Raw genomic sequence first — 22733 nt, forward strand, 5'->3', positions numbered from 1 at the left:
AGATTAAATGGGTCAGAGAAATAGGTAGAAAGCCTAAATTTTTTTACGCTCTATGCCTGATAGATTAGCTCAGCCCTTAACAAAAATCTCCTCCCTACTCATTAAAAAATTTAGGACATAATGAACTATACACTCTTTTTAATAGCTATATTTAGTTGTTTAAATCGTTTAATTGCTGTTGAACCTTTTTATAATTTGAAGGAAACAGAACCTGCAGTAGTAGTAAAAAATGAACTTAAACGTTTAGACCAGCTAATCTTTGTTACTGAAAGGAATTTAGAGCAGCAAAAAGCTTTGCGCGAAATTTTTCTCCATTACCAAGAGCGGCAATCTTTCTATTTACAAAATCCTCAGGATAAAGAATCTACTCTACATATGGTGAAAGCTGCTTATCAATTGTTAGAAGCTATAAAAGCCAACCATCTGCTTCAGACTTTTGACACAGAGTTTATAAGCCAATTGACTTTCTTCGCGCAATTTGCGACTAAACAGGGCAGTTCCACCCCTTAAAAGATATGGATATTATTTACTATCTCGATCGAAAAAATGGTAAGCGTGAAATAGAAAAAGTGTATGGGGCCAGAGCCCTAAGACTTTTATACGGTCAGGATTGGATAAGCAAAATAGTAGGCCCTCTACTTTTACATAGTTTAGTAAGATATTCTTTTTTTTCAGCTTGGTATGGTAAATGGCAAGCCTCACGAAAGTCTAAGAATAAAATAGAGCCTTTCATTCGTGAATTTGGCTTAGACCCCTTGGAATTTCTAGAAGAAGTTTCTTCTTTTAAGTCTTTTAATGATTTTTTTATTCGCAAGCTTAAGCCCACAGCTCGCCCTCTTGCTTCTGGAGAGGATGTAGCTATTATTCCTGCCGATGGACGTTACTTATTCTATCCCGACCTATCACAAGTGGATGGTTTTATCGTTAAGGGAGAAAAATTTGATTTAACAAGCTTATTAGACGATGCTGATTTAGCCGCACACTATGCTAAGGGAGCTATGGCCATTGCGCGGCTTTGTCCTACCGATTATCATCGTTATCATTTTCCATGTGATTGCGTGGCCGGCAAAACAAAAATCATTAATGGTTGGCTTTACTCTGTCAATCCTGCGGCCTTAAAAAAAGATATTCATATCTTTACTAAGAACAAGCGAACGCTTTGTAAATTAGCTACATCCTGCTTTGGTTGTATTTTGTTCTTAGAAATCGGAGCGACTAATGTAGGTAGTATTCACGAAACCTATCAACCCGATGTACTGCAAAAAAAAGGAGATGAAAAAGGCTATTTTTCATTTGGGGGTTCTTCCCTTATTTTATTATTTGAGCCTGGTAAGATTCAATTTGATCAAGACCTGCTAGCTGCTAGCCAGCAAGGCTTAGAAATTAAATGTTTAATGGGTCAGAGTATGGGAAAAGCACTTAGCTGACCTTGGCAAATACCAAACGGCTCTTTATTCTTATTTTAAATAATTTTTCTATAAGTTTATAGAGCTTATCATTTTTCGCTTTAGGTAACCTTTCTTCCTTACCAACTGCATGCCTAATCGTATATCTAATTCTTAATCTCAAGCCTTCCCAAGCAAGAAACTTTCCACAGATTCTGTTGAAGGTATGCAAAGGAGGGAAACTTTTATCTAGATAACTTAATTTTTCTTTTAATGAATTTAAAAAAGGAAAACTTAAGCCTGCATTTAAAAAAAAGTACCCCTTTAGCGACTTTCTAGCTTCTTAAAGGCTTGTTTTTTTTAATAGATGATCGCGTAAGAAGCTTCCCTGAAGCATATAAATAAAGAAAATGCTTTTGAGGCTTATTTCTAGAGTTTATGCAGGTTGCTTGTATTAAAAGCAATTTTTAAGTATTCTTATCTTCTTAAATGCCTAAAAAAGTTGAGATATCATGTTTGGATTTTTAAAAAAAATTTTTGGTTCAGCTCAGGATCGTCTAAGACGAAAATATTTTAAAATAGTACAAGAAGTTAACGAGTATGACGCTAAATTTCAAAATTTAAGTGATGAGGCACTGCGGGCAAAAACGCAGGAGTTTCAGGAACGATATAGAAAAGGTGAAACATTAGAGCTCTTACTTCCAGAAGCCTATGCAGTGGTAAAAAACGCTTGTAGACGCTTAGCAGGCACAGAAATTCACGTTTCAGGTTATCATCAGAAATGGGACATGGTTCCTTACGATGTTCAGGTAGTAGGAGCCATTGCTTTACATCATGGCTCCATTGCAGAAATGCAAACGGGCGAAGGTAAAACCCTAACGGCTGTAATGCCTCTTTATCTAAATGCTCTTACTAAAAAACCTGTTCACTTAGTCACCGTTAACGATTATCTGGCCCAGCGTGACTGTGAATGGGTAGGAACGGTTTTTCGTTGGTTGGGATTGAGCACAGGTGCTTTAACCAATGAAACGCCAATGGAAGAGCGTAAAAAAGTTTATCTCAGCGATATTGTTTATGGAACTGCCTCTGAATTTGGCTTCGACTATTTACGCGATAATTCCATGGCTTCTAGCCAAGAAGAGCAAGTTCAACGTGGCTACTATTATGCTATTATTGATGAAGTGGACTCCATTTTAATCGATGAAGCTAGAACTCCCTTGATTATCTCAGGGCCTGTACCTGTCAGCCGACAAATGTATGATGAGCTTAAACACAGCGTAGCAGATATGGTGCGCTTCCAACGGGATTTATGTAATCGTCTTGCTTCTGAAGCTAAAAAAACTTTAGATAGCCTAAAGCTTAGTGAAGGTTCTTCTATAAAAACAAAACGCGATAAAAAAGAAGAAGAACAAGAAAAAGAGGCTTATCGCAAGCTATGGTTAGTAGGTAAGGGCACGCCTAACAATAAAATCTTAAAACGTATGAAAGAGGATCCAGATGTTCGAGCTGCGATCGATAAATGGGATTTATACTATTATGCAGATCCTAATAAAGAAGAAAAGCATACAGCTTTAGCAGAGCTTTATATTCTCATCGATGAAAAAAGCAACGAGTATGAATTAACAGACAAAGGCATTAATCTCTGGAAAGAAGTTGTAGGAAGTGATCATGGCGATGACTTTATCATGCTAGATATTAGCCATGAATACCTACAAATCGATGAAGATACCTCTTTAGATGAAACTGCTCGAGTACAAAAAAAACTGGAAGTGCAAGAGGAGGATGCTAAGCGGAAAGAACGAGCTCACAATCTTCGTCAGTTATTGCGTGCGCATTTACTGATGGAAAAAGATGTCGATTATATTGTTCAGGATGACAAAATTATTATCATTGATGAAAATACCGGGCGTCCTCAGCCTGGTAGGCGTTTTTCTGATGGCCTGCATCAGGCTATAGAAGCAAAAGAAGCTGTTTCTATCCAAAAAGAGACGCAAACGTATGCCACCATAACTTTACAAAACTTTTTCCGTATGTATGAAAAGATAGCAGGGATGAGCGGGACTGCTGTAACAGAAGCTAATGAATTTAAGCAAATTTATAAACTAGACGTATTAGAAATACCTACTCATAAACCTTGCTTGCGCAAAGATTTCAATGATGAAATTTATATGACCGAACGTGAAAAATACAGCGCAATTTTAAAAGATGTTCGTGAGGTGCATGAAGCAGGCCGTCCTCTTTTGATTGGAACAGAATCGGTAGAAGTTTCAGAGAAACTTTCCCGTATTTTCAAACAAAATAAATTAGAGCATACCGTTTTAAACGCTAAAAATCATGCTAGAGAAGCGGAAATTATAGCGAGTGCGGGTAGACGGGGAGCTATCACTATTGCCACTAACATGGCAGGTCGGGGAACCGATATTAAACTTGAAGCTGGTGTCGCTGGAATAGGGGGTCTCTATGTCATGGGGACCACTCGTCATCAATCACGTCGTATTGATCGCCAATTGCGAGGCCGTTGTGCTCGTTTAGGGGATCCTGGTTCATCTAAATTCTATGTTTCTTTTGAAGACTCTTTACTGCGCTTATTTGCTTCTCCTCGCTTGACAGCTGTGTTGCAGAAATTTCGTCCTCCTGAAGGGGAGCCGATTTCTGCTTCCATGCTTAATAAATCTATCGAAACTGCTCAGAAACGTATCGAGCAACGTAACTATACAATTCGTAAGCATACCTTAGAGTATGATGATGTAATGAATAAGCAAAGAAAAGAAATTTACTCTTTCCGCAATGATATTTTACATGCGCTAGATATTAAGCCTCTGGCTATTGAAGTTTTAGAATCTGTTTGCCAAGCAGCTGCAGAGAAGTATTTTAAAAATCGTGGAGAGGAGAGCGGATGGGATGCAGAGGGGTATCGCCATTGGTTAATTAGCCACTTTCCTGTAAGCTTTCCTGAAGGATACTTCGATGATGAGCATGCAGATATGATAGATCTTGAAAAAAAAGCGATCGATCAAATCGTAAAAGCCTTTAATGAAAAATATGAACGTGAAGATTTAAAAGCTCCTGTCCAAGCTGGGCAAGGGGAAAAGCTAAAATCTGCTACCAAACCTGTTAATGAAGCTATTCGTAATCTAATGATCCGTAAGCTAGATCAGCGTTGGCAAGAACATCTTTTAGCCATGGATCATTTGCGCGCAGATGTTAACTTACGTACGTTTGGCCAGCGCGACCCTTTGATGGAGTTTAAGCAAGAAGCTTTTACTCTTTTTGATGAATTAGGTAATTTATTAAGAGGCGAGATTGCCCAAGGACTCTTTCGTTTTGAAATCTTAACGCAGGATCATCCTGCTATCCAACATTTATTAACCCAGATGCGTCTTGAAACCCAGCGCTCGCTGGTCGCCGACTTAGATGGAGACTCTCAACCTGCTTTTTCTACAAGCCATGCTGAAGAGGCAAGGGAAAGTAATGCTCCTACTGTTCGTTTACAACCCTTAGTTGTCGAGCCCAAGGCAGGACGTAATGAAAGCTGCCCCTGTGGCAGTGGTAAAAAATATAAAAAATGCTGTGGGCTTCAACAAGAAGTGGGAGAGCAAGTTTCTTAAAAGCATGGATTAGGAGCTCTTCTTATCAAGAGGGCTCCTTTTTTGCTTGTATCTTTTAAGGTCTCTGCTTAAACAAAAAAATCTTAGCTAAATTTTTAGAGTTTATGAAAAGCAACAGCAAACAGTCGCCCTCATTCTCACCTGAATTCTCTTAAATTTATTTAATGATTTTAAAAAAGGGGAGGGGCTACTTGATCTTTTAAGATCTTATTTCTTCATAGGCGCTTTGCTTATAGAAAGCAGCTTAAAAGCACTCATTTTCTGTACAGAAGAAGGCTTAAAGTTAAGGAAAAAGAAAGAAGAAAAGCTTATAAGATAATCGAAAGGTTTCTTATATAGCTAACCAATACTCTTACCCCTTACTCTTGAAAGTATCCCTACCTGCTAATTCAAAGGGCGCATGGCTCGCCAACCCAAAAAAATTAAAAGCCCAGCAGTCCCTAAATATAAAACCCAATAATTAGCATTCCATTGTAATGTTAGAATGCCTTCTTGAGAAAAGCTGAATAAAATGATTCCAAAAATAAGAAAAACAGAGCCTGTGAGTAATAAAACAAAAGGTAGCAGAAAGCTTGCTGGATAATTAGCAGAAGAATTAGCTGCCTCCAAGTCTTCTTCCTCAGAAGATTCTTCGTCTACTTTATTGATATCATAAGCTTCAGAGGGATCTTGACGATAAGAAGGAAAAGGAGCAATATGGGTCAAGCTTTTATCATGCTGGGTAAGAAGAGAAGAAGAGCTTAGATACACACCACAATAAGGGCAGTTCTCATCAGAAAATGCGACACGACCTTCGCAATTCCAGCATAACTTCTTTTTGGGTAGGGCACTCATAACTGGCTCTGTGTTAAATGGGTTAAAAACAATTTCATGGCCTTATTTATAATTTCTTGCAAGAAATAATTCAACTGATGTTAAGGAGTTTACTTGTCTAACTACTTTGCCAGAAGCTACTTTTTCTATCTACCATTGTGTGTAATGATTGGATTATTTTATAGCTGTGCTGCTTACAAGTACCCTACAGAGCGTTATTATGTTGAGCCTCCAGGCCTTTTAAAGCAGGAAGAGAAGATTTTATATGATACTTATCATTCTCAAGCTTCTTCTCATTGGCTTTATTATCTAATTCCTCGGCATCGTAGCCAAATCTATTGGTTTGATTTAGGCCATTGGTGCACATGGGCTCTTTTTGGAAATGATGATCATGGACTTTTTGCTGAAGCCCAACTACCCTTGTTTAAACCTTGCAGGCCTACTAGCTTTCTTAAGGCTTTTGCTTGGATGGTGCGCAATCCTTTACATAACTTCTGCCATTACGTGATAGGGAATGCTGGATGTGTAAATGACGAATTTACCCTTTTAAAAATCAATAAAAACCATTTTTCTTGCTTGCATTACGAACCCATAGCGCGCACAGTTTTTGCTGGTCGTTATACATCTTTCTACTTAGGGTTACATGGAGGAAAGCCCTTAATCTCTTTACGTTTATCCTACGGGTCTAAATGGAAAAGTGATTTTTATATTGGATGGCGTGAAAGGGGAAATTTTGGAATAAAATTTTTGCCCTTAACTAAAAACTCTTTAGTCGTCTGGGAAAATCTTCCCTATGAAGATGCAGAATAAGGGTCTTACCCTTGATAAGGCTTTTGTATTCTAGTACTTCTATAACTCTAGCTTAAGCTTAACGTCCATTCTTTACTCATCCCCTGAGGAGTAGTAATCTGAACAGTTGATAAAGCAACAGAAAAGAAGATGGAAAATAGGCCATATCCTCTTGAGGGGGCAGCTATAGGGAAAGGACTAACCTATGTGATCTGGCTGCTATCCACACCATGCAAGCTGGCAAATCTGTAGCGTTGATGGATGTAAAAAAATGAAGGGGTGCCTACTTAAGTAGGGGATGTATCCTTTCTAAAGCTTTAATGGCTTGCTCGGCGATTTGCACTTGCACTCAAGAAGCTGAAGAATTTGGCATTGAGGCTGAGAAGTTAGGTTTTGATTACGCGCACATGGTAAATAAGGTGGGATTTTGGTTAGAATATGTAAAGGTTTAGAAAGATTAATAACTGATTAGTTTGAAAAAGTAAGTCTTGCCACTGGCTCGGAGCTTTGCAATATTTCCACTTTTCCTTTCGGCTAAGAAAAAATTCATGCTTCTATTTCTTATTAATTCTAATAAAACCTTTCTAAGAAAGCTGTCACGGTAGGAGAATCTATTGGATATGAATTTGCTTCACTATTTGCCTTTTTTAGATCAGGAGTAGTGAGGTTGGAGATGTTGCCCTGTCTTTTGCCCCTGGAAAGTAAGGCTGTTTTTGCGGTACTTACTCAAGCATTTCGGAAAGCTAATATTATAATAGACGTGAGGAATAAAGGTAGAAGGGATTGACAAAACCTCAGAAGGTATTAAGGTGCAGCGGGCGGAAGGAAAGAGCAATACAGCCAAGAGGGGATGGATAGCTATAGATTGCTTTATAAATAGCTTAAAAAAAGCTGGAGTAATTTTTAATGAGAATAGTTTGATGGCTGTGAATGTTAGTGTGGAAACAAATCTTCCTGGCATTTATGCTGTGGGTGAACTCGCTTCCAACTGCTGTTTACCTCATGGGGCTACACATCAAGGTTGCGTAGTTGGGCGCCATGCGGCTGGAAAGGAAGTCTATACGCTTTATGAGGCGATCCCTTATGGGGTTTTGGCATGCCCGAAAACTGCCTCAGCTGGAGTGTCCTTAGAAGAGGCTTTACGGAAAGGGTATCAAGTAGAGGTAAAAGCTTTTCCTTTGCATGCTTTGGACAAGTTTCAGGCCACCTATCTCATAGAAGGATTTACACGAATAATAAAAGATAAATTTACAGGGAAAACTTTAGGGGCTCCACGCTGCGGGATATGAAGCTTCTACTTTAATAGTGCAAATGGGCTGGGCGATAACGAATAAATTGACTATCGAGCCAATTAAAAAGCTCATCCATGCCTATTTAAAGTCAACGGAGGCTGAGCTAGAAGCTGCCTTTATAGCGGCTGATCCACCTTTACATTTTCTTTCTAAAATATAAAAGAGCAGGCTTAATTCTTATGAATCCCTTAGAACTGTTTGATAATACGCCTAGGATAAAAAAGAAAAAGTTAAACATTCTTCCTATTAATCCTGACGTAGCCCGCCAGGATAGAGCTGTTGGTCTTGGGCGTTTTCCTTCTTGGTTACATCGTAAGCTCCCTCCTGGAAGCAACGTATGGAAAACAGGACATATCTTTAACCAAAATCGCTTGCCCACAGTTTGCGAGGAAGCCAAATGCCCTAATCTAATGGAATGCTGGTCTAAAAAGACAGCGACCTTCTTGGTGATGGGCAAAGAGTGCACCAGAGCTTGCGGTTTTTGCGATATTGATTTTTCAAAAGCTCCTAAGGCATTAGAAGCTGATGAGCCCCAGCGTGTGGCTGAATCGGTATTAGCGCTAGGTTTAAAGCATGTGGTAATTACTATGGTGGCTAGAGATGATTTGCTTGATGGAGGTGCCGAGCATTTATCTAAGGTGATTGTTGAAGTTAGGCGGCAAGTTGGTGAGGTTACCATTGAGGTCTTAACCTCCGATTTTGCCGGTGAACATGCCTCCTTAGATGTTATCCTAAAAGCCTGCCCTGAAATTTTTAATCACAACTTGGAAACGGTGCGTGCCTTAACTCCACGTGTACGCCATCGGGCAACTTATGATAAAACGTTGAGGGTGTTAAGCTATGTAAGGAAACAAGGAGCGCCAAGCCTACTCCTTAAGTCTGGCATAATGGTAGGCTTAGGGGAGAGTGAAACGGAAGTTTTTGAAACGCTTAAAGATTTAAAAGCAGTAGGCTGTGATATCATTACCCTGGGGCAATATTTACAACCACAAAAAAATAAGTTGTTGGTTAAAGAATTTATTACCCCTCAGCAATTTAAAAAATATGAAGAATATGGATATTCCTTGGGAATCAAAAATATGTATTGCGGACCTTTTATTCGTTCTAGCTATAATGCTGAAGCGGTTTGGAAGCAGACGCGTAAAGGAGAAAAACAATGAGAGATGAAGAAGCAGCTATCGAAGATCTACCTTTGGCCAACGCCTTAGATCATGCGATTCTTATGCACCGTGAGGTGCATTTTGGAGGAAAGTTTGATGTCATGCTGGATTATTATCTTAATGAAGGAAAAGGGGTAAACCCTGAATTTGAATTAGAAAGAATTCATACGTTAGCTAAAATAGAGAAGAAAATGAAAACAGATTTGGCTCCTTTAATGCTTGCAGGGGTTGAGGCAGAAAAAATTGCAGAAGCCAAAACAGCTTACAAAAAACTTAGAAGCCTATATGAAAAGCCTAAATCGACAACGAAAAATATGCTTTTAGTGGCTGATTTAATTTTATCTGAAGATTTAGAGGCTGCTCAAGAAATTGAAGCGATTGTCCAGGAAAAAGGAGCTATAGTACCTGCTTTAATAGAATTGCTTAAAGCAGAGGATTTTTATGATCCTCTGTTTCCAGGGTATGGTCTAGCGCCTTCTTTAGCTGCCAAATGCTTAGGAATGATAGGCGATAAACGTGCTATTATTGCCTTATTCGAATCCTTGAGCCAAGGAGATTTTTTTGAAGAAGACATCGTGTTGGCAGCTTTACGTGCCATAGGAAAACCAGCCAAAGATTTCTTGCTAAAAGTGGTGCATGGCCGTCCCATTAACGAGGATAATGAAAGAGCAGCTATTGCTTTGATTGCTTTTAAAGAAGAGGAAGATGTGGCCAAAGCATGTTTAGAAATGTTAAAGGATCCTCAGGTTCGTAAGGATATTCCTTTGGCAACCTATTTGATTTTAGCTTGTGAAGGCTTAAAAAGCTTAGAGGACCGTACAGCTTTCCAACTTCTTGCACAGGAAAGCAGAATATCAAAGATGCTTATACAAGATATTCATGCTGTTGCTAGCCTATGGGAAACAAGTCCTAGCGAACCTTAATGAGAGATGAATAAATTTATTTTTTCTTTCACAAACTAGGGGCTATACACTAATACTTAGGATGGTATAAGGAAGGAAATAAGCTTTAAAATACTTTTTTGAAAATTTTAAAGGGTAGAGAGAATATTTGACCTTCTACCTATAGATGGATCTAAAGGCATGTCGTTCCCTGCTAAAGCAAAAAGGAATTTTAAAAGTGTTTCATTTATGTTTTTTCTAGTCTTTTGAGCTTCAAGTAGAGTGTAAGAAGCTGTTTTTTGATATTTTCTTGTATGTCTTGTTTCTTTTTTATTCATCTATGGTTTAAAAACGCTTGATAATAGACATCAGTTTTAATAAGGAAGCCGTATAATGAATCCTAGCTCTTCTATCACTATCGAGCATTTACCTAATGAGATATTAACCCCTATCTTAAAGAATTGTGCTAGCCCCTCGTTATTTAGCGTTTGTACAAGATGGCGACATTTGTTGGATACCGAGGTAATGCCTTCTCTTTATAAGCAAATAGGTAAAATGCACTTTCCTCAAGGAGATATTAACGAACGGGCTTTTATTTTAGATAAAACTTATAAGCTAGAAGATAGATCCTTAGAAGGAGAAAAAGTTAAGGCAATTTTCAAGCAAACCTTTACTTTAGCTAAATCCCTTGCTCCTACGGAGCTAGAATTTAAATGGAAAACCGAGGAAAAAAGGTGCTTTACGCTGGCTAACTATGCCTCTTATCTTATAAATATTAATCGTCTGTTAATGTGGAAAACACTGCCTGGTAGAGGGGAATACTTAAATCAAGAAAAAATCAAGTATTTACCTTTAGAAAAACAAGGAGAGCTTCTTAGAGATTGGATTGAAAGCCAGGGTAAAAATATTGAAAGGTTATATTTAACGGCACTCGGCTTAACCCTTTTACCAACAGAGATAGGGCAGCTATCGCAGCTACGAGCTCTTAGCTTAATCCATAACCAGCTTACCACTCTTCCTGCAGAAATAGGAGAGTTGTCTCAGCTGAAAGAGCTGTACTTAAACGACAACCATCTCACCGCCCTTCCCACAGAGATTTGGCAATTCTCTCAGCTAAAAGCTCTTAACTTAAGCGATAACTAGCTCACCTCTGTTCCTACAGGAATAGGGCAGTTATCACAACTACAAAGCCTTTGCTTAGGCCGCAACCAGCTCACCTCCCTTCCTGCAGAGCTAGGTCAGCTGCCTCAGTTGCGAGATCTTAGCTTAGTCAATAACCAGCTTGCTTTTCTTCTCGCAGAGATAGGACAGCTCTTGCAATTGCGATGGCTTTATTTAAACAACAACCAGCTTAGCTTTGTTCCTGTAGAAATAGGGCAGTTATCACAGCTGCTAGGCCTTGAATTGGATGCCAACAATCTCACCTCCCTTCCTGCAGAGATAGGGCAGCTATCACACCTCGGTAGACTTTCCTTAAGCAACAACCATCTTACCTCTGTTCCTGCAGAAATAAGGCAGCTCTCGCAATTGCACCGCCTTGATTTAAAAAACAACCAGCTCACCTCCCTTCCTGCTGAGATATGGCTGCTCTCTAAATTGGATTGGCTCGATTTAGAGAATAACCAGCTTACGTTCGTTCCTGACGAGATTAAGCAGCTATCCCAGCTGCAAAGTCTTTGCTTAGGCGACAACCATCTTATCACTCTTCCTGCAGGAATATGGCAGTTATCTCAGCTGCAACAACTTCATCTAAACAGCAACCAGCTCACCTCCCTTCCTGCAGAGATAGGGCAGCTCTTGCAACTGCACTACCTTAATCTAAAAAACAATCAGCTTACCACTCTTCCTGCTGAGATATGGCTGCTCTCTCGATTGAAATGGCTCGACTTAGAGAATAACCAGCTTACGTTTATTCCTGCCGAGATCGAGCAGCTATCGCAGCTGCAAATCCTTCGCTTAGGTGGCAACCACCTTGCCACCCTTCCTGTAGAGATAGGGCAGCTATCTTATCTGGAAAAACTTCATTTAAACAATAACTATCTTGCCGTCCTTCCAGCAGAGATGGGGCAGCTCTCGCGAATGCAAGAGCTTGATTTATGCGATAACCAGCTTGCTTCCCTTCCTGTAGAGATAGGGCAGCTATCTTATCTGGAAAAACTTCATTTAAACAATAACTATCTTACCGTCCTTCCAGCAGAGATGGGGCAGCTCTCGCGACTGCAAGAGCTTGATTTATGCGATAACCAGCTTGCTTCCCTTCCTGTAGAGATAGGGCAGCTACCTAAACGTTTAGATCTGAGGTTAGATGGAAATCCGCTGAAAAGTATTCCTAATGAACTAAAAAAACACTTTAGACTGTAGCTGAAAAGGTGCCTTTTTTCATCATTTATAACATTAAAATGGCAAATTGGCAGGCTTAGAAGCTTTAAAGATGTAGAAAGCCTTTGGTTTAATAGGCATAGGATCTAAAGCTCTGTTTCTCAGCTAAAATTAAGGCAAAAATTTTCTAACAGCTTTTTATACTCCTTCATTTTCAATGCTAAATGTTAAAGTTTGATTTCTACTATTTTTTTGCTTATTTTGTTTTTTTATGTATAAGGCGATACTTCTACAAAGCGACTAAAAATATATACGCATCTTAAAGAGGTCATTTCATGAATCCTATCTCTTCGGCCTTTATAGAAAGCTTGCCCAATGGATTGCTGCTCCCTATCTTAAAGGTTTGTGCTAACCCCTCCTTATTTAGCGTTTGCACAAGATGGCGTCATTTGCTAGCTACTGAAGTCATGCCGCCCCTTTATAAGCAAATAGGTAAAATGCACTTTCCTCAAGGAGATATTAGCAAGCAGGCTTTTATTCTAGATAAAATTTATAAGCTAGAAGATAGGCTTTCAGAAGGAGAAAAAGCTAAGGCAATCTTCAAGCAAACCTTTGCTCTAGCTAGATCGCTTGCCCCTTTGGAGTTAGAATTTAAATGGAGAACCGAGGACAAGAGATGTTTTACGCTGGCTAACTATACCTCTTATCTTATAAATATTAATCGCCTATTAATGTGGAAAAAGCTTCCTGGTGGAGAAGAATATTTAAGTCAGGAAAAAATCAAGTATTTACCTTTAGAGAAACAAGGAGAGCTCTTTAGAGATTGGATAGAAAACCACGGTAAAAATATTGAAAGGCTATATTTAAGGGGAATCGGCTTAAGCTTTTTACCCCCAGAGATAGAGCAGCTCTCTCAGCTGCAAGCTCTTTATTTAAACAACAACCCACTTACCACTCTTCCTGCAGAAATAGGGCAGCTTTCTCAGCTGAAAGAGCTGTACTTAAACGACAACTATCTCACCGCCCTTCCCACAGAGATTGGGCAATTCTCCCAGCTAGAAGTTCTTTATTTAAACAACAACCATCTTACCGCTCTTCCCTCAGAGATAGGGCAGCTTTCTCAGCTGCGAGCTCTTCATTTAAACAGCAACCAGCTCGCCACTCTTCCTGCAGAAATAGGACATCTCTTACCGCTTCAAACACTTAATTTAAGCACCAACCATCTAGCTGCCCTTCCGACAGAGATAGGGCAGCTCTTGCAATTGCGATGGCTTTATTTAAGCAACAACCAGCTTACCTCTATTCCTGCAGGAATAGGGCAGTTATCACAGCTGCAAAGCCTTTGCTTAGACCACAACCATCTCACCGCCCTTCCAACAGAGATAGGGCAATTCTCTCAGCTAAAAGCTCTTATCTTAAGCAATAACCAACTTACCGTTCTTCCTACAGAGATGGGGCAGCTCTCGCAATTACGTTGGCTTAACTTAGAGGACAACAAGCTTACCTCTCTTCCTGTAGAGATAGAGCAGCTACCAGAAGAGTTAATTCTCATGTTAAGGGGAAATGCCTTGAAGAACATTCCAGATCAACTAAAACAGCACTTTAGATTGTAAAGCTTTGCTTGTCTTTTAAATTAATTAAGAGTAAAGAAATAGAAAAAGTTACGCGTGAAGAATTAAGGAAGCGTTCGTTAGCTTTTTGTTGATTGTTCTGCCTATAAGATAGGCTTTTCTAAGATAATAGACTTGCTTTTCCATAAGCCAGAGGCATAGCGCCAATAGTAGATGATCACTGTTCCTATACTAAAAAGCAGCCAAAAATAAAGAGCCACTTCTACGGAAGCTTGATTTTTTACTACAAAGAAGTAGACAGGAGCAACCATCAGTATCCATACGCTTAAGGACCCTGCAATTAATAAAAATGTAGTATCGCCAGCTGCTGTTAAAATTCCCGATAGCAGCCAGCGAATGCCTTCAAAAAATACATAGATAAGAGTGGCATATAAGCAATTCATGAGTTTTATTTCAATAAAAGCTCTATATTCAGGGGTAGCATAAGGGAGAAATTGGTCGATAAGTAGAGGGTGAAAATAGACAAACAGGGTAGAAATAACCAATAAAAAAAGCAGATGAATACGTATACCGGCCTTTAATACGTGAGAAATGAACCAGGTGCGTTTAGCACCAATAAGATTTCCGCAGATAGTAGTAGCAGCTTTACTTACACCTTCTGCAAAAAAAAGCAGCAGCATAAATAGACTTTGGCAAATTCCTGCTATAGTAATATGTACTTCGCTCAATCTTGTCATCATCTGATAAAAAGCTGCCCAACCCATGATTTCTATTAATGCAAACATTGCTCCTGGAGAACCAATTTTAAAACATTGCCAAAAAGCTAGAGGGCGAAAGTAAAAATTTCCTGTACCCTTTTTTTCTCTATTTTCTTTCTTAAGAAAAAAATAAAAGAGGACCAGCATCTGAAATAAAGATCCTAGGCTTGTGGCAATAGCTGCTCCCAGGATGCCCATTGAAGGCACCACTCCCTCAATACCAAAAATAAGAAAGATATCTAAAAAAACATTAATAATATTGGCACCAATCGCTAAAAGAGTAATCAATTTAGTTTGGCCCTGCCCAACAAAGAAGCCACTGAGGGCGGCATAAGCAGCAAAAGTCGGGCCAAATAATAACATCCAGCGCATATAAGTTCTTTCCATGGCTGTTTGCGGGGAAGAGCCATAAAACCATTCGCTTCCCCATATAGCCATAGGAATAAAGAAAAGGAAAGAAAAGAGGGAAAGCCAGATCATCTGCCAAACAGGCTCACCCATACGATTAAACTGTTGAGCGCCATGATATTGAGCCACGAAAACTTCAGTAATATTGGTCAGCACCACCCATCCAAAGAGTAATCCCCATCCTAAGGTAGAAGCATTGACTGCTGAGTTAAGGGCTGCCGTAGAATAATGGGCTAGCAGTAATCTATCGACAAAAAGCATGAGCATCATAGAAAAAGAGGAGAGCATGAGCGGCAAAGAGATAGAAAAAAGCTCTCGAAAGCTGCCTTCTTGATATTTAGTAAGTGCCATAGGACCTTATGAAAAGCAAAGATATTTTAAATTTTATATAAAATTAAAATGGTCATAAAGAAAGAGATTACATCAGTAAAAAGGCTTCTTGGCTAATACCATAACAAATGAGCAGGGGATTGTAAACAATTTTTGTTGAGAAAAAACCCTCTGGCTTTTTAAGAGGTAGGAAGAAAGCTTTTAATTAAGCGGTCACGGGGCTAAGCCCAAATTTAGATGGGATTCTGCGGGCATCTACAAAGACAAAAAAGCTCTCAAATAACTGTTTTTCTATTTACTGCGCTTTCTGATTACATTATCTTCTGCTTATCAAGAGCTTAAGTATTTCTTTTCGCCATGACCGTTTACGTTTTTGATGAAAAAGATAGAGAAAACTAACTATGTAAAAAAAGTATTTAAATTCCTTGCTTAAGTTTTAAAGAAGAAAGATAGGTGTTTTCTTTCTTTAGCCTTACGATTGAGCAGCAAGTAAGAGGGGATTTTTAGAATAAAAACAAGAAAGATAGAAAAAGCTTCTTGCTTTCTTTAAATCTATCACTTTTAGTGATAAACTTATTGACTGGGAATATTTAAATAGCCTTGCCTTGTTGAAAATGGGGAAAATGCTAGAAGGATACTCCAAATTTTATATGAAGAGAATAAGGTTGTAATTGCCTACTGTTTTTAATCAAAGTAAGCCCAGCTTGATAAAGCTCTTCCTTAAGGAGAAGCTTGAGTTTCATTTTTGCAAGAAAGAAAGTATAGCAAAAATATATCAATATGCTAGGATGCATTTAATAACAAAATTGAGATATAAACATGTATAACCTCATTACTTTAGCTTCCCATCAAATGTTACGCTTCTTTGCCTATTCACTTCTTATCGCTTCTTCCTTTCTATTCACTAGTTGCGAGTCACAAAAGACAATTGTCAATAGTTTGGATGAAAGAGAAGCTAATGAAATTCTTGTTTTTCTAGAGAGCAAAGGAATCAATGCCAACAAGATACAATCTGCAGGGGGAGGAACCGGTGCCTCTAAAATAGTTTTATGGGATGTAAGCGTAAACGAGAAAGATGCTATTCAGGCCATGGCCTTGTTAAACCAAGCTGGTTTGCCTAGGAAACGTAGTCAAAATTTACTTTCCATTTTTTCTAATGTAGGGTTGGTACCTTCTGAAAGACAGGATAAAATTCGTTATGAGGCTGGACTAGCCGAGCAGATTGCTAGCGTTATACGTAAGATAGATGGTGTTTTAGATGCTGAGGTCCAACTTTCTTTTCCCGAGGAAGACCCTCTAAGCCCTGGGAAAACTAAAGGCAAAATCACAGCTTCTGTTTACGTAAAACACAATGGAGTGTTAGATGATCCTAATAGCCATTTAATTACCAAAATCAAACGTTTAGTGGCGGCAAGCATAACCGGACTAAATTTCAATGATGTAACAGTCATTTCTGATAGAGCACGAGGAAGCGATCTATCTACCTCATTTTCATCGGGCGAGCATGAAGAAAAATCTTACGTGAGTATTTGGACAATTGTTTTAGCTAAGGAGTCGGTGACACGTTTTCGAGTCGTTTTCTTTACTTTTTCTTTTCTTCTTCTACTGATGGCTTTGTGTTTAATTTGGTTAACTTGGAAAATTTATCCTTTATTAAAAAGGCATGGGGGTTTTAAAGAACTGTTTCATCTCCAACCATTAAAAATTGGGACTTCTGAAGAAGAGAAGATCCAGGATGCTGAAGAACCGACGGAAGATAAAAATTCCTCGGAAGACAAAGGCTTGGTTGATAAAGATGTTGATGAGACATAAGGCTCTTTATCATGCACGCCAAAACGCAAATTCTTATACGTATTTTGCTAAATCGCTTTCATCCTAAGACTTCTCAAGAATTTCTTAAGTGTTTACCGGAAGATGAAGCAAAGCAAATAGCTGGACATCAGATCATCACGGCAGAGATAGATCCTATCTTTGTTAAGCCGCATGAATTTCTTAAAGAAATTCATTATTCTTGGGTGGCTCCTTACCTTCGCAAGCTTCCTACTCATCTTCAAAATCTTATGGTTTCCGCATTGCCTAACCCTTTAGCCACTAGCTTAAAAAAATATTTAAAAATTAATGGCCCCTTTGTCTCCATGCCTAAGCTTGCAAGTGCATTTTTTACTAAGAAGCTATACGATCAAATTAAACAAACTGAAATTCTTTCACCCGCTTTTTTGCCCAAGCAGGATTTATCCATATTGCTAACCCTATCGCGCATGGAAATTATTTACTTAATTGATTTTTTAGGCTTATATGATTTAGCGGAAGAATTGCGTCATGTGGTAGATAAGAAAAGTTTACAAAAAGTTTATGCATGTTTAGATAATAAAAAAATCCAGTTTGTTCGTCTCTGCTTACATCAAAAAAGTAGGTTTATTACTGCTAAAATGGATCTACAGAAATGGAAAGGGGAGGGCGCTGAGCTACAAAGAAAAATTCACCAAAGAGGTCTTTACCGCTTAGGAAAGGCTCTAAGCGGCACTCACCCTCATTGTATGTGGTACTTGCTAAGGAAATTGGATACAGGGCGTAGCGCTATTATAGAAAAACATTATAAACCACAGAGTAATCCTGCTATAACCTCGGTACTTATCCAGCAAGTGATAAATGTTATAAACTTTTTAAAACTGAAGAGTGAAATGTGAAAAAGAAATTTTTTTCTCTGATTCATGGCAATAGCGTTCATGTAGCTCCAGAAACACGTGTGATTCCTGCCGAAGAGTTTTCGCAAGCATTGGAAGCTTACCAACTCATGGAAGAAGTAAAAAAAGATGCCCTTAAGTATAAGCAAGGAGTAGCTGAAGAAATCGAAAAACTTAAGGAGCAGGCGCAAAAAGAAGGCTTCGAGGAAGGCTTTAAGAAATGGATAGAGCAAATCGCTAAAGTGGAAGAAGAGATTATAAATGTACGCCATGAAACAGAAAAAGTAGCTTTACCCATTGCACTAAAAGCTGCTAAGAAGATTGTCGGTAGAGAGCTGGAGCTATCCGAAACTGCTGTCGTAGATATTGTTAGCAATAGCTTAAAAGCAGTGGTGACACATAAAAAAATCACCATTTACGTTAATAAAAAAGATCTCGAAGCTTTAGAGAAAAGTCGTCAGCAAGTAAAAGATCTCTTTGAAAGCCTTGAAACTTTGATCATTCGAGAACGTGCAGATATTGAATCGGGCGGATGTATTATTGAGACCGAAGGCGGTATTATCAATGCCCAGCTTGAAAATCAATGGCGTATTATTGAAAATGCTTTTGATAGAATGATGAAACAACATGAGAAGGCGGCACAGGGGCATGGCTAAAACAAAAGCAATTATTAAACGATTATTTTCTTTAAACTGTCTGTCATGGATGCTAGTACTAGCTCTATTATGTATGATCTCCCCTGAATGTTGGGCCCAAAGTTCTCCTCCTCGGAGTACGACTTCGATAGAAGCTGGAAAAGCTGTAGTAAGGCCCGGAGAGAAAACCCCTGCAGAAAAAGAGCTAGATATACAGTTTGATAATTTTAGAAAACCTTCCTTGATTACTCAAGCGGCTGTATTATCTCTTTTGGCTATGCTGCCCTTTATAGTGATGATTTTATCTTCATTTATGAAAATTGTCGTCGTCTTGTCGCTTTTACGTAGTGCGCTGGGTGTCCAACAATCCCCTCCCAATCAAGTGATCAACGGGGTTGCTTTCATGCTTAGTATCTATGTGATGTATCCTACGGCTTTAAAGATGTATGATGCCTCGATGCATGTGGTTAACCAGCAAGCTGCTCCAGAATCTCTTATTTCTGCAGGATCTTCTGCATATATAATCGCTTTGGTAGAAGCTGGGAGAGAGCCTTTGCGTGATTTTTTGAAAAGAAATTCTTCCGTTAAGCATCATGCCTTGTTTTACCGTATGGCTTATCGCGTTTTACCCGATAATTATCGGCCCACGCTAAAGCCTGATGATTTTATGATTTTAGTGCCAGCTTATATTACTAGCCAGCTTAAAGATGCATTCGAGATAGGAGTGCTCATCTACATTCCCTTCTTTGTCATCGATCTCGTCGTATCAAACGTTTTATTAGCGATGGGTATGATGATGCTATCTCCCGTAACCATATCTATGCCCTTAAAATTATTTTTACTTGTGATGCTGGACGGATGGACGATGTTAATTGAAGGCTTGGTAAACACTTTCCGCTAAGGATGAGATTATGTTTCAAACACAGGTTATACAGCTTGCTTATCATGCTCTTTTGCTGATTCTTATCCTTTCAGCACCACCCATTTTGGTGAGTATGTTTTTTGGGGTGATCGTAGCGATCTTTCAGGCAGCCACACAAATTCAAGAACAGACCTTATCATTTACTATAAAATTGGTCGCGGTAACGCTTACTTTGATGATTTTGGGTGGATGGTTGGGAGCTCAGATCATGGAGTTTGCAGGCGATATATTTTCCCACTTTGCGCAGTGGAGTTTAGCTTCTCAAGGGTGAGAGACAACTGGTAAACACAATTGCACTTTCCCTTGGTTCTATTTAGGCTTTAAAGACTACTAGCTAACCTAGAGATAAAAAACATAAGAATGTGATAATGGCTGAAACTACCGACAGTTTTATAGCGTTATTTTTAAATAGCGCCTTCAACACCGAAGGGGGATTGCTCTCTTTTGTTGCGCTTTTCTTTTTATTTCTCTCTCGCTTTTTTCCCATTCTTTTGCAATCACCCTTTTTTGGAGCAAGGGTAATGCCTCAGCCTGCCAAAGTGGCGCTAGGGATTGGTCTCTTCATTATCTTTTTGCCGCAATTGCTATTAGTCACCCATAAAATTGATTTCAACCTAAAGCTAGTTTTTTTAATATTTAAAGAGTTGTTCGTAGGGACAATCATAGGATTCCTCATTAGCTTGCCTTTTGTGATTGTACAAAGCGCTGGTATTATCATTGATCACCAGCGGGGGGGAGCCAGCTTAATGGTTAATGATCCGACCATTCAAAATCAGTCTTCGCCTCTAGGGACATTGTTTAACTACGTGATGATTTGGATTTTTTTCATGATCGACGGTCCTTTTTTATTCATGGATGCTATCCTTACATCTTATGAAGTGATTCCTGCTGATCAAATTATCAATTCCAAATTTTTCGAACGGTCCTCAGTATTCTGGGCGAACGAAATTGCCCTGTTAAATAAAATAATGGTCATCAGTATTCGTTTGGCATCACCTGCTTTAATCATGATTATGATGACAGACTTCTTTTTAGGAATTGCTAACCGCCTAGCCCCACAAGTACAGATTACTTTTTTAGGCATGCCCTTAAAATCCTTGTTAGCCCTATTAATTGTATGTGTAGGTTGGAAAATGCTGAATGAAGAAATGGCTAAGCAAGGCTATGTATGGATAAATGAAGTGATCAACATGCTAAGGACGATTAAAGGAAGCGTGAGTGGATTTAATGAGGTGGGGGTAGTATCATGACTTTTTGCCTGAAAATCCCGGTTTAAAAAACAGGCAAGCGGTTAATACATAGGCTGGCAGAAAACTCTTGAATGGCAGGCGCCTTTTAAGTATTTATTTTTCATTTGGTAAAATTAGGTCTAAAAAAGTCACGTGCTTAGCAAAGAACACATTTATCTCATTTGTTAGCGATCGGATGTGTAGCTGAGCCATATGCGATCATATAATTCTTTAAAAAAGCTTTGGATTCTTTTTCACTGCCCTTAAGATAATGCCTGGCTAAAGTGCGGCATTCTCTTTGATAGGCCGCTTGGTTAAAAATAGCTACTCATTTTTGTTCAACATCTGCATAGCAAGAGGTGCTCTCAAAAGCTCGATAGCTTTCTGCTATTTCTACCGCCTTGTCGTAAGGCACTTCAAATATAAGCTCTTTAGCCTCTTTAATCTGCATGGGCACACGCGTGATAAATAAGCTTTGTTCTTCTTTAAAAACTTGCAAGGTAGCTGGTGTATAAAGAGCCCTGTCTCCTACTATATAACGATTCTCTACGGCTTGCCGAAAGCTTTTAAGGTATTCGCCAACAATTTGCGTAAAGGCTGTTTTATCGCTGCTATTGCCATCAGCCGCTTGCATGTATAAAGGAACATTGCCTTCATTGGAGGTGATAAGCTGCAAGAGAGCTTGGTTTAAATCAGGCTTATGGTCTCTACTGTAGCCTTGCACTAGACGAATGCACCCTTCTCCTTATTCTAATAGGCTCTCATAGTTTCTATCTACGTGAAAACTTATCGCATCTAAATGCAAACTTTTTACTTGGATGCCAAGTACTTTGATTGTATAGAGGGCTATCTTAGTAAAAAGATGAGTCACGCCCAATTCAAATAGCCTATCCAGTGCTCTGCCTAGAACATTATCATCAATCTGCTTTGGTATAACTGGCGTACCTAGCAAATGATCGATGGGTTTGCCTTCAAAGTATTCAGAAACACGTAAAGCGTCCGACTTACAAATCCCAATCCGTTTAAGATCATGCATTTAACAGCTTATACATAGGTTATATGCTTATTCTTCGCCTGATTACCTACTGCTTGATCAATAAGGTCAGCTAACCCTATATCTCCTCACACATTCTAAGCTACCAATTCTAAATGATCGACGTTTTGCGTATCTATTTGCATAACTTTCAGTCGTTTAGCTTAAAACCTTTAAAGAAAACATCTTACTCGATTAGCATTCAAAATCCCTAATTATTTTTTTTTGCTGAGGAATGTAAGGTAGAAGACAATAAGAAGAAGCCACAGATCTTGAAGGAAAGAATTATTTGCACGTAGAGCTTAAAGAGAGCAGAAAAAGATCGAAAAGATAGAGAGCGATTAATTCACAAAGCCATGGAGAGGTTAGATCAGGGTACAGCTTCTTTAGAATCGAAAAAAGGCGCTAACAGATATCTAAAAAATGAAAAAAAACAAGCATCCTCGCTAGGATTAGATCTAGAAAAATTAATGAAGATAAGCAATGGGATGGATTTTATGGAATTCAGGTTTCAAAGCAGAGTATGAAAAAAGAAGAGATCCTTTCTAGCTATCATCGGTTATGGAAAATGGAAAAGTCTTTCCGCGTCATGAAACATTCTTTAGAAATTAGGCCCATCTACTTATCCAGCCCAGAAAGAATCATAGGACATATCGTGCTTTGTTTCCTTGCCTTTGCAATGCATCGTAATTTAGAGATCGCCTTAATTAGAAAAGGAAAAGATCATACTGTTGAAAAATAAGGGAGGCTATTGGTGAATTAGAAGCTTCTCTATTAGAAGTAAATGGCAAGCCTATCTTGCTAAGAACACCAGCAAAAGGATTATCTAAAGAAATACTTCAAACCTTAAAGCTTAAACATTCAGGGGAAATGGTAATGGATGGGTTGTTATGAATAAGCATTAGTTCAATGGAGT

The 22733-nt window shown here is 38.8% G+C and carries 22 protein-coding genes and 1 pseudogene; 18 read left to right on the plus strand and 5 right to left on the minus strand.

Annotation, left to right across the window (positions count from 1 at the left end):
- Window positions 1-120 precede the first annotated feature (120 nt).
- The 3 genes from NEOC84_RS05840 to secA all read left to right on the plus strand — a co-directional run bounded on the left by NEOC84_RS05840 (window position 121) and on the right by secA (window position 4993).
- On the plus strand, window positions 121-510 hold the full coding sequence (locus NEOC84_RS05840; RefSeq protein WP_166156529.1) for a hypothetical protein: 390 nt from the start codon (window positions 121-123) through the stop codon (window positions 508-510).
- Window positions 511-515: 5 nt separating this feature from the next.
- The gene (asd, locus tag NEOC84_RS05845) at window positions 516-1427 is read left to right on the plus strand and encodes an archaetidylserine decarboxylase (protein WP_166156532.1); all 912 of its coding nucleotides are present in this window, start codon (window positions 516-518) and stop codon (window positions 1425-1427) included.
- Window positions 1428-1897: 470 nt separating this feature from the next.
- Complete coding sequence (gene secA / locus NEOC84_RS05850; protein WP_166156535.1) at window positions 1898-4993, plus strand: preprotein translocase subunit SecA; 3096 nt, start codon at window positions 1898-1900, stop codon at window positions 4991-4993.
- 384 nt (window positions 4994-5377) lie between these two features.
- On the opposite strand, the gene NEOC84_RS05855 is transcribed toward secA, so the two are convergent.
- Window positions 5378-5827 carry a phage holin family protein gene (locus NEOC84_RS05855; RefSeq protein ID WP_166156538.1) on the minus strand — a complete coding sequence of 150 codons (450 nt, stop codon included), beginning with the start codon at window positions 5825-5827 and terminating at the stop codon, window positions 5378-5380.
- Window positions 5828-5920: 93 nt separating this feature from the next.
- On the opposite strand from NEOC84_RS05855, the gene NEOC84_RS05860 reads away from it, so the two are divergent.
- The 4 genes from NEOC84_RS05860 to NEOC84_RS05875 all read left to right on the plus strand — a co-directional run bounded on the left by NEOC84_RS05860 (window position 5921) and on the right by NEOC84_RS05875 (window position 9970).
- Window positions 5921-6616: a hypothetical protein gene (locus NEOC84_RS05860; protein WP_166156541.1), complete on the plus strand. Its 696-nt coding sequence runs from the start codon at window positions 5921-5923 to the stop codon at window positions 6614-6616.
- A 788-nt stretch (window positions 6617-7404) separates the two neighbouring features.
- Entirely contained in the window at window positions 7405-7884 is a 480-nt protein-coding gene (locus NEOC84_RS05865; protein ID WP_166156544.1) for an NAD(P)/FAD-dependent oxidoreductase, read from the plus strand.
- A 182-nt stretch (window positions 7885-8066) separates the two neighbouring features.
- Window positions 8067-9047 (plus strand): lipoyl synthase, encoded by a 981-nt coding sequence (lipA, locus tag NEOC84_RS05870; RefSeq protein ID WP_166156547.1) that lies wholly within the window; start codon window positions 8067-8069, stop codon window positions 9045-9047.
- Window positions 9044-9970: a hypothetical protein gene (locus NEOC84_RS05875; protein ID WP_166156550.1), complete on the plus strand. Its 927-nt coding sequence runs from the start codon at window positions 9044-9046 to the stop codon at window positions 9968-9970. The genes lipA and NEOC84_RS05875 overlap by 4 nt, the downstream gene beginning before the upstream one ends.
- Before the next feature lie 107 nt (window positions 9971-10077).
- Here NEOC84_RS05875 and NEOC84_RS05880 read toward each other — a convergent pair whose 3' ends face one another.
- Window positions 10078-10266, minus strand: a complete 189-nt coding sequence (locus NEOC84_RS05880; protein WP_166156553.1) for a hypothetical protein — start codon at window positions 10264-10266, stop codon at window positions 10078-10080.
- 55 nt (window positions 10267-10321) lie between these two features.
- Here NEOC84_RS05880 and NEOC84_RS10170 point away from each other — a divergent pair, with 55 nt between their 5' ends.
- The 4 genes and pseudogenes from NEOC84_RS10170 to NEOC84_RS05890 all read left to right on the plus strand — a co-directional run bounded on the left by NEOC84_RS10170 (window position 10322) and on the right by NEOC84_RS05890 (window position 13860).
- On the plus strand, window positions 10322-11071 hold the full coding sequence (locus NEOC84_RS10170) for a hypothetical protein (RefSeq protein ID WP_207391814.1): 750 nt from the start codon (window positions 10322-10324) through the stop codon (window positions 11069-11071).
- Between the two features lie 15 nt (window positions 11072-11086).
- Window positions 11087-11200, plus strand: a pseudogene (locus NEOC84_RS10175) (leucine-rich repeat domain-containing protein); the annotation flags it as partial.
- A gap of 48 nt (window positions 11201-11248) precedes the next feature.
- Entirely contained in the window at window positions 11249-12289 is a 1041-nt protein-coding gene (locus tag NEOC84_RS05885; RefSeq protein WP_278248313.1) for a leucine-rich repeat domain-containing protein, read from the plus strand.
- Window positions 12290-12582: 293 nt separating this feature from the next.
- On the plus strand, window positions 12583-13860 hold the full coding sequence (locus tag NEOC84_RS05890) for a leucine-rich repeat domain-containing protein (protein ID WP_166156556.1): 1278 nt from the start codon (window positions 12583-12585) through the stop codon (window positions 13858-13860).
- A 101-nt stretch (window positions 13861-13961) separates the two neighbouring features.
- On the opposite strand, the gene NEOC84_RS05895 is transcribed toward NEOC84_RS05890, so the two are convergent.
- On the minus strand, window positions 13962-15335 hold the full coding sequence (locus tag NEOC84_RS05895; protein WP_166156559.1) for an MATE family efflux transporter: 1374 nt from the start codon (window positions 15333-15335) through the stop codon (window positions 13962-13964).
- Window positions 15336-16133: 798 nt separating this feature from the next.
- On the opposite strand from NEOC84_RS05895, the gene sctJ reads away from it, so the two are divergent.
- The 6 genes from sctJ to NEOC84_RS05925 all read left to right on the plus strand — a co-directional run bounded on the left by sctJ (window position 16134) and on the right by NEOC84_RS05925 (window position 20805).
- The gene (gene sctJ, locus NEOC84_RS05900) at window positions 16134-17126 is read left to right on the plus strand and encodes a type III secretion inner membrane ring lipoprotein SctJ (protein ID WP_242678211.1); all 993 of its coding nucleotides are present in this window, start codon (window positions 16134-16136) and stop codon (window positions 17124-17126) included.
- A gap of 11 nt (window positions 17127-17137) precedes the next feature.
- The gene (locus NEOC84_RS05905) at window positions 17138-18001 is read left to right on the plus strand and encodes a hypothetical protein (RefSeq protein WP_166156562.1); all 864 of its coding nucleotides are present in this window, start codon (window positions 17138-17140) and stop codon (window positions 17999-18001) included.
- The gene (locus NEOC84_RS05910; protein ID WP_166156565.1) at window positions 17998-18654 is read left to right on the plus strand and encodes an HrpE/YscL family type III secretion apparatus protein; all 657 of its coding nucleotides are present in this window, start codon (window positions 17998-18000) and stop codon (window positions 18652-18654) included. Before NEOC84_RS05905 ends, NEOC84_RS05910 begins: the two co-directional genes overlap by 4 nt.
- The gene (gene sctR, locus NEOC84_RS05915; RefSeq protein ID WP_242678212.1) at window positions 18647-19534 is read left to right on the plus strand and encodes a type III secretion system export apparatus subunit SctR; all 888 of its coding nucleotides are present in this window, start codon (window positions 18647-18649) and stop codon (window positions 19532-19534) included. Before NEOC84_RS05910 ends, sctR begins: the two co-directional genes overlap by 8 nt.
- 10 nt (window positions 19535-19544) lie before the next feature.
- Entirely contained in the window at window positions 19545-19826 is a 282-nt protein-coding gene (gene sctS / locus NEOC84_RS05920) for a type III secretion system export apparatus subunit SctS (protein WP_042241710.1), read from the plus strand.
- A 97-nt stretch (window positions 19827-19923) separates the two neighbouring features.
- Window positions 19924-20805, plus strand: coding sequence for a flagellar biosynthetic protein FliR (locus tag NEOC84_RS05925; protein WP_166156571.1), 882 nt, complete (start codon window positions 19924-19926; stop codon window positions 20803-20805).
- A 307-nt stretch (window positions 20806-21112) separates the two neighbouring features.
- Here the strand turns inward: NEOC84_RS05925 and NEOC84_RS05930 are convergent, their stop codons facing one another.
- Complete coding sequence (locus NEOC84_RS05930; RefSeq protein ID WP_166156574.1) at window positions 21113-21508, minus strand: IS1634 family transposase; 396 nt, start codon at window positions 21506-21508, stop codon at window positions 21113-21115.
- A gap of 21 nt (window positions 21509-21529) precedes the next feature.
- On the minus strand, window positions 21530-21820 hold the full coding sequence (locus NEOC84_RS05935; protein ID WP_166156577.1) for a DUF4277 domain-containing protein: 291 nt from the start codon (window positions 21818-21820) through the stop codon (window positions 21530-21532).
- A gap of 520 nt (window positions 21821-22340) precedes the next feature.
- On the opposite strand from NEOC84_RS05935, the gene NEOC84_RS05940 reads away from it, so the two are divergent.
- Window positions 22341-22559, plus strand: coding sequence for a hypothetical protein (locus NEOC84_RS05940; RefSeq protein ID WP_347566657.1), 219 nt, complete (start codon window positions 22341-22343; stop codon window positions 22557-22559).
- The last annotated feature ends 174 nt before the right edge of the window (window positions 22560-22733 follow it).

The organism is Neochlamydia sp. AcF84 (genome assembly GCF_011087585.1).
Lineage (GTDB): Bacteria > Chlamydiota > Chlamydiia > Chlamydiales > Parachlamydiaceae > Neochlamydia.